This is a genomic window from Caballeronia sp. J97 (genome assembly GCF_905220305.1).
Classification (GTDB): domain Bacteria; phylum Pseudomonadota; class Gammaproteobacteria; order Burkholderiales; family Burkholderiaceae; genus Caballeronia.
In genome coordinates, this window is sequence record NZ_CAJMZL010000072.1 from 1 (window position 1) to 3,579 (window position 3,579).

Here is a 3,579-nt window from a genome sequence, read left to right on the forward strand (position 1 = left end):
CCAGGATTTCATAGAAACCAGGATTTCATAGAAACGCAATGCCGCCCCGCCCAAGGGGCACTGCCACTACGCTCCTTCATGCAACGCCCGAACCCACCTCTCGACGCGAAGCGGATCAAGCCTCCCCCCGCGCCCATCGCGCTCATCGCAGAGCGCCCCCCGAAATCCCGCGATATCCGGCGCAAGCAGGCGAATCCTGTCGAGATCGCCCCATCCCAACGATCCCGCCACCGCAATCATCGTCCCGCGCGCGCGCGCATCGCTCACGCACGAAGCAAGCATCCCCACATCGACGCAATCGAACAACGTGCGCCCGTTCTTGCTCGCCGTATCGAACACGATGCCGACAAAGCCAAGCTGCGCCGCGAGCGCCGCCAGCTCGCGATCCACGCCATCGTCCGACAGCAACACCGGCACCACCGCCGCCGGCAAGCTCGCCAGATGCCGCAGGCATGCAACGGCATCCGCACCGGGCGAGACGCCCACCTTCACATAATCGACACCCGCAGCCGCGACATCGAGCACGCGCGCGGTCATCTCGTCGAGCGCATCGTTGGGCAAGTCGCCGATGGTCGCGCTGATCGGGCGCACCGCATACCGCGCGCGCAACGCCCGCACGATCCGCGTGATATCGCCGATCGCGACGGCGCCCAGCGCGCCCGCACCCGGTTCCTTCAGATCGATCAGTTCGGCGCCTGCATCCGCGGCATCGAATGCTTCGTCAGCCGAGCGGACGCTCGCGAGCAATACGGTCATCGTCGAAACTCCAGAGGGATGCTACGGCAGAAGCATCAGGTGAGCGCCTTCGCGCGATGCGCCTCGATCGCCTGCAAAAGCCATCGCCAGGCTTCGCGCTCGGCATCGCCCGCGGTCTTGTCGATGGCGATCTGCAGATACGCGACTTCGCTATCCACTTTTTCCGGCGGCAACATGAAGAGCCGACTCACGAGAATCGCGCCTTCGACGACCGCCGCCTGCGCGCGATTAAAGCCCGGAAACGGCGCATGCGTCGCGCGATGCACGCATTCCATGCGCAGCGTCGGGCGCGTCTCGTCGTCGAGAAGTTCGGCGAGGCGCAACTCGATATGCGCGAGCGTCGATGCGAGCCGCACGCTCGGCACCGCGTCCGCGACGACCGTCGGCCAGTCGCGCGCAAAACCCGTCACGCAGCCCGCGAACACGCGCACGTCGGTCGTCAGGTTGATGACGGCGCTCTTCGTTGCGATGACATTGTCGAGTGTCGTCGAAGGACGGAACGGCGCGAGAATCGCGAAGCCCGCTTCGAAGCGCACGCCCATTGGCGCGATGTGCGGCCGGCCATCGCGATCCGCGGTCGTGACGATGGTTTCGTAAATCATGATGGTCGGCGAAAGCATTCGTAGCCGCACGAAAGCGCCGCGATTGCTTCGACGCGGCTTCGTGCGGGTTTGATCCGCGTTCAGCGGGTGGCGATATACATCGTGATTTCAAAACCAAAACGCATATCGGTGAAGCTAGGCGTGGTCCATTGCATGCGCGTTCCTCCATGTGAGTCGGGTTGATGCCTCGATTACCGCTTCAATGATTTGCCGATGCGGACGAATCCGCCAGGCGGCCGGGACGGGGCCGGCCCTTCGACGATGCAAGCGCCATGCCAATGACATGAAGCGGATGCCGAAGAGCGCGACTCGCTCATCACGCGTGCCGACTGTGACGAAATCAGAACAAAGTGTCCCATTCGTTCGGCCATATACGCATCAGGGCTAATCCCGACTAAGGCATCGCTTATGGCGGGGCAAGAAATTCGTGAATTCCCTTCAGCGCGGCCCGTGCTTACTCTGCAATCACAGCAGGCGCACGTCACTCTCATCTCACTGTCGAGGAAACGGAATGAACGACTTCAGCAAGGCCGCCGTCGAGGCGGTGCGCAATCCGTCAGATCCGCGCTCGCGCTACGCGGCCGGCGTCATGAAGTATCGCGAGATGGGCTACTGGCAGCCCGATTACACGCCGAAGGACACCGACGTGATCGCGCTCTTTCGTATCACGCCGCAAGCGGGCGTCGAGCCGGAGGAAGCGGCTGCGGCCGTGGCGGGCGAATCGTCGACGGCGACGTGGACCGTCGTGTGGACAGACCGTTTGACGGCGTGCGACATGTATCGTGCGAAGGCGTATCGGGTCGAGCCGGTGCCGAACGCGCGTGCTGACGAGCCGCAGTACTTCGCGTATATCGCTTACGACCTCGATCTTTTCGAAGAGGGATCGGTCGCGAACCTGACGGCGTCGATCATCGGCAATGTGTTCGGTTTCAAGCCGCTCAAGGCGCTGCGTCTCGAAGACATGCGCATTCCCGTTGCCTATCTGAAGACGTTTCAGGGGCCGCCGACGGGCATCATCGTCGAGCGCGAGCGGCTCGACAAATATGGCCGCCCGCTGCTCGGCGCGACGGTGAAACCGAAGCTCGGCTTGTCGGGCAAGAACTATGGGCGCGTCGTGTATGAAGGCCTGAAGGGCGGACTCGATTTCCTGAAGGACGACGAGAACATCAACTCGCAGGCATTCATGCACTGGCGCGACCGCTATCTCTTCGCGATGGAAGCGGTGAGCCGCGCGCAAGCGGAGACCGGCGAGGTGAAGGGCCATTACCTGAACGTGACGGCCGGCACGATGGAAGACATGTACGAGCGCGCGGAGTTTGCGAAAGAGCTCGGTTCGTGCATCGTGATGATCGATCTCGTGATCGGCTGGACGGCGATTCAGTCGATGTCGAAGTGGGCGCGGCGCAATGACATGATCCTGCATTTGCATCGTGCGGGACATGGCACTTATACGCGGCAGCGCAATCATGGCATCTCGTTTCGCGTGATCGCGAAGTGGCTGCGCATGGCGGGCGTGGATCATGCGCATGCGGGCACGGCGGTCGGCAAGCTCGAAGGCGATCCATTGTCGGTGCAGGGCTACTACAACGTGTGCCGCGAGTCGCGCAACGAGCCGGATCTGTCGCGCGGCATCTTCTTCGATCAGCCGTGGGCGGGTTTGCGCAAGGTGATGCCGGTGGCATCGGGCGGGATTCACGCGGGACAGATGCATCAGTTGCTGGATCTGTTCGGCGATGACTGCATTCTGCAATTCGGCGGCGGCACGATTGGGCATCCGCAAGGCATTCAGGCGGGGGCGACGGCTAATCGCGTCGCGCTCGAAGCGATGGTGAAGGCGAGGAATGAGGGGCGCGATATCGCTAATGAAGGGCCCGATATTCTCGAGGCCGCCGCGCGGGGGTGTACGCCGTTGCAGCAAGCGCTCGATACCTGGCGCGATGTGACTTTCAACTATGCGTCGACGGATACGCCGGATTTTGCTGTTACCGCGACGGCGGGGGTTTAGGTTTGGTTTTTTTCGCTGGATTCCGTTGGGCGTGTTGTTTTTTTTTCGCCGGATCCCGATTTTTTAGTGGTCTATTGGCACTGCCCCTGTGCGGGGCGGCAGTCACTTTCTTTGCTGCTGCAAAGAAAGTAACCAAAGAAAGCAGCTATCCCCATCCAAAGTACTTCACACCGGCCGCGGCACAGGCGATTGGCCTAATGGTCCGGCAATAGCGAG

Annotated in this window: 4 protein-coding genes; 1 reads left to right on the forward strand and 3 read right to left on the reverse strand. The window is 62.2% G+C overall.

Annotated elements, in window-relative coordinates; genetic code table 11:
- Positions 1–66 precede the first annotated feature (66 nt).
- The 3 genes from U4Y90_RS35790 to pqqA form a co-directional block, all read right to left on the reverse strand.
- Positions 67–756, reverse strand: coding sequence for a (5-formylfuran-3-yl)methyl phosphate synthase (locus U4Y90_RS35790; RefSeq protein WP_321801844.1), 690 nt, complete (start codon positions 754–756; stop codon positions 67–69).
- A gap of 35 nt (positions 757–791) precedes the next feature.
- Positions 792–1,358, reverse strand: a complete 567-nt coding sequence (locus tag U4Y90_RS35795) for a DUF447 domain-containing protein (RefSeq protein WP_321801845.1) — start codon at positions 1,356–1,358, stop codon at positions 792–794.
- 80 nt (positions 1,359–1,438) lie between these two features.
- Positions 1,439–1,513 (reverse strand): pyrroloquinoline quinone precursor peptide PqqA, encoded by a 75-nt coding sequence (gene pqqA, locus U4Y90_RS35800; protein ID WP_008354335.1) that lies wholly within the window; start codon positions 1,511–1,513, stop codon positions 1,439–1,441.
- Positions 1,514–1,869: 356 nt separating this feature from the next.
- On the opposite strand from pqqA, the gene U4Y90_RS35805 reads away from it, so the two are divergent.
- A complete protein-coding gene (locus U4Y90_RS35805; protein ID WP_321801847.1) occupies positions 1,870–3,363 on the forward strand; it encodes a form I ribulose bisphosphate carboxylase large subunit in 1,494 nt (497 codons plus the stop codon).
- Positions 3,364–3,579: the final 216 nt, after the last annotated feature.

What these genes read in the sequence shown, in the direction of transcription:
- U4Y90_RS35805 (WP_321801847.1), top strand. Translation starts at nt 1,870, where the DNA reads ATGAACGACTTCAGCAAGGCCGCCGTCGAGGCGGTGCGCAATCCGTCA.
- U4Y90_RS35790 (WP_321801844.1), bottom strand. Translation starts at nt 756, where the DNA reads ATGACCGTATTGCTCGCGAGCGTCCGCTCGGCTGACGAAGCATTCGAT.
- U4Y90_RS35795 (WP_321801845.1), bottom strand. Translation starts at nt 1,358, where the DNA reads ATGATTTACGAAACCATCGTCACGACCGCGGATCGCGATGGCCGGCCG.